The 3,582-nt window shown below is 45.4% G+C and carries 2 protein-coding genes; one reads left to right on the plus strand and one right to left on the minus strand.

Annotated features, from left to right (window positions below):
* Window positions 1-150: 150 nt before the first annotated feature.
* Window positions 151-972: a hypothetical protein gene (locus ACYVTD_RS10615; protein WP_461247748.1), complete on the minus strand. Its 822-nt coding sequence runs from the start codon at window positions 970-972 to the stop codon at window positions 151-153.
* Window positions 973-1,090: 118 nt separating this feature from the next.
* Between ACYVTD_RS10615 and clpB the strand changes: the two genes are divergently transcribed.
* A partial coding sequence (clpB, locus tag ACYVTD_RS10620) for an ATP-dependent chaperone ClpB (protein WP_461247749.1) occupies window positions 1,091-3,582 on the plus strand: 2,492 nt, incomplete at its 3' end.

Below are 3,582 nucleotides of genomic sequence, written 5' to 3' on the forward strand. Positions count from 1 at the left end.
CCGCCGAATGATAATTTGCCCAAATCAAGCAACAGACCGCCAATGGTTGTTCCTATAGGTTTCCAATTTTTAACACTCATAAGAAAAGTATAGCATGTTAAGGCATAAAAACAAGTCCAAATTACCCTATCTTCAATTTTTAATAATTATTTACACTACCGTATGCCGTTGGCGGGCTATTGTGAATTGGACGTACTTTGACAGTGCGTTTTGAATTGGTACGCCGAATTTATCGGGTAATTTCATTCTGCATCGGAAGGCTTTTATTGCCGTGTCCGCAGCATCTTTAAGACGAGGGTCGATGCAAACAATGATGTCATTGTTCCATTTGATAATTGACGGTTGCCCCTTTTCTTCTATAAGTTGCAAATAAATCTGAATGCGTTTTTTGCCTATCGTATCTTTTTCATAATTAACGCCATAAGTGCATTTATCTTCTCCGGCTGTTCTTATGGGATCTATTTTGGACGAGTCTTTAATAATCTGGGACAGGCGGTCTTTATAATTTGTCCAATTCCATTTTTGGGCGGCTTTTTTTATCTCTTCCTTTGATATTGGCTTGCCGCCCTTGATGAATTCATCTGTTGTCTTTAAATATTCTTCGGTTAGATCGTCAAAAATATCTTTGTATGTCCGATAACTGACAAGCCCGCCTTCTTTCTTTGCGGCAGACGGTTCCAGAAACGGAGCTTTTGACTTGATCACAGAAAGTATCGTAGAAATTATGCTGTCCATCTTAGGGTCGTCATCGCTGGAAAAAGTGTAATCTCCGCCTAAATACTTAAAAGAAATTGTTTGTAAGCCGTTCTTTTTTTCAGTTATGCCTATTGCAAGCACAGACGAAATCGCCGCAGCCCAAAATATGTTTCCGTCCGGCGTATACTTTGGAGCCGGAATTTTTATCGCAGGATCGTTTATAAAAACGAGCAGTCTTGGGGAGTATTCGGTTAAAATTTCCTGATATTCTGCCATTTACCCAAAATAATATTTTCTTTTAGTTCGCCAATCTATAATAAAATATTGATTAATGCAAATATGTTTTAATTACCTGTATACATCGTTTTAATGGCATATTATAATTATATAAATTATGAATATAGACAAATTTACAATAAAAGCTCAGGAAGCCCTAAACGAAGCGGCGAGCTTGGCACAGAAAAACGACCATTCTCAAGTTGAAAGTGAGCATTTGCTTTTGGCGTTGTTGCGGCAGGAAAACGGAATTGTTCCGCCAATTATTGAGCGGATAGGGGGCGATGTCGCCAAGCTCTCCTCCGATGTCGAGGAACTTGTAAACAAAACGCCTAAGGTTTATGGGGAAGCGGCACAGGTTTATTTCTCTCCGGCGTTGACTAAGGTTTTGGCAAAAGCAGAGGGTGAGGCTTCGGCGTTAAAAGACGAATATGTTTCCTCTGAGCATATCTTAATCGCAATTGCGGCAAGCGAGAGTAAGACGGCGGCACTGCTTAAAAAAGCTGGCATAAGCAAGGACGCAATTCTTGGAGCGTTGAAACAGGTGCGGGGAAACGCCCGTGTAACCGATCAAAACCCCGAAGAAAAATATCAGGCGTTGGATCGCTATTGCAGAGACCTTACCGCTCTTGCCCGGCAGGAAAAACTTGATCCAGTAATCGGGCGAGACGAAGAAATCCGCAGATGTATGCAGGTTCTGTCACGCCGCACAAAAAATAATCCAGTCCTTATCGGCGAACCCGGCGTTGGAAAAACGGCGATAGTCGAAGGGCTTGCACGGCGTATTGTCGCAGGCGATGCGCCGGAAGGCTTAAAAGGTAAAAAACTTCTCTCTCTTGATATTGGCGCTCTTGTCGCCGGAGCGAAATTCCGAGGTGAGTTTGAGGAACGCTTAAAAGCCGTTATCCATGATGTGCAGGCGGAAGACGGAAAAATTATTCTTTTCATTGATGAGTTGCATACCCTCGTGGGAGCCGGAGCTGCGGAAGGAGCGACTGACGCATCGAACTTGCTTAAACCCGCTCTTGCCCGTGGCGAACTTCGCTGTATCGGTGCGACTACTTTGGACGAATACAGAAAACATATCGAGAAGGATGCCGCCCTTGAAAGGCGTTTTCAGCAGGTGTATACGGCGGAGCCTTCCGTAGAAGATACGATTGCTATTTTGCGTGGGCTTAAAGAGCGGTACGAAGTCCATCACGGCGTGCGAATTAAAGATGAGGCTCTTGTGGCGGCGGCAACTTTGTCCAGCCGTTACATTACAAGCCGATTTTTGCCCGACAAGGCGATTGACCTTGTTGATGAAGCCGCAAGCCGCCTTAAAATGGAATTGGACAGCCGCCCCACGGAGCTTGATAAACTGGAGCGTAAACTTTTACAGCTTTCAATAGAAAGGCAGGCTCTTTCACGAGAAGATGATGCGGCTTCCAAAGACCGCCTTACAAAACTGGAAAAAGAAATCGCAGACCTTACAGCCGAGCGTAACTCGATGAACGCCCGATGGGAAAACGAAAAAATCGACATTCAAAAAATCCGTGAAATTAAACAGCGGATAGAAGAACTGAAAATTGACGAGACTCGCTATGAACGTGAAGGCGATCTTTCAAGAGCGGCGGAAGTAAAACACGGCAAAATTCCCGAAGCGCAAAAACAGCTTGCCGCCCTTACGGATCAAATGGAGAAAAAAAGGGAGAACGCAAAAGGCGGCGAGGCTTCCGCTCTTTTACGCGAGGAAGTAAGCGAAGAAGACATTGCAAGCGTCGTGTCAACGTGGACGGGTATTCCCGTCTCTAAGATGCTCTCCGGCGAATTGCAAAAATATTTGGACTTGGAGAAGGCTCTTGAAAAGCGTGTTGTCGGTCAAGGTGAAGCCCTTGCCGCAGTCGCCGACGCAATCAGGCGGAACAAGTCCGGGCTTTCCGATGCGGCTCGCCCGTTGGGGTCTTTCCTCTTTTTGGGACCGACTGGCGTGGGAAAAACGGAACTCGCCAAAACACTGGCGGATTTTTTGTTCAATGACGAAAAAGCCCTTACCCGAATTGACATGAGCGAGTACGGAGAAAAACATTCGGTAAGCCGCCTTATCGGAGCTCCGCCCGGATATGTTGGTTATGAGCAAGGCGGTCAACTTACAGAAGCGGTTAGACGCCGCCCCTACAGCGTAATTCTTTTTGACGAGATTGAAAAAGGTCACCCCGAAGTTTTTAATGTGTTTTTGCAAATACTCGATGACGGTCGCCTGACGGACGGACAGGGGCGAGTTGTCGATTTTAAGAATGTAATTATCATTATGACAAGCAATTTGGGATCGGACTTGATACTGGAAGCGAAAAAACCTGAAACCTTGCGTGACTCTTTGATGGAACTTTTGAAACGCAGTTTTAGACCTGAATTTATAAATCGAATTGACGAGACTGTAATTTTTAACCGTCTTGGCGAAGGCGAAATAGGCAAAATAGTTGATATTCAGTTAATGCGTCTTTCGGCTCGGCTTGCGGAGCGGAAAATTACGCTTGTACTGACGGATGCGGCAAAGACCCTGCTTGCGGAGCGTGGATACGACCCAATGTTTGGAGCACGTCCGCTAAAACGGACGATTCAAAGCGACCT

The organism is Treponema sp. R6D11 (assembly GCF_054786075.1).

Bases quoted from the DNA above. Each gene is read 5' to 3' on its own strand.
- ACYVTD_RS10615 (WP_461247748.1), bottom strand. From the start codon at position 972: ATGGCAGAATATCAGGAAATTTTAACCGAATACTCCCCAAGACTGCTC.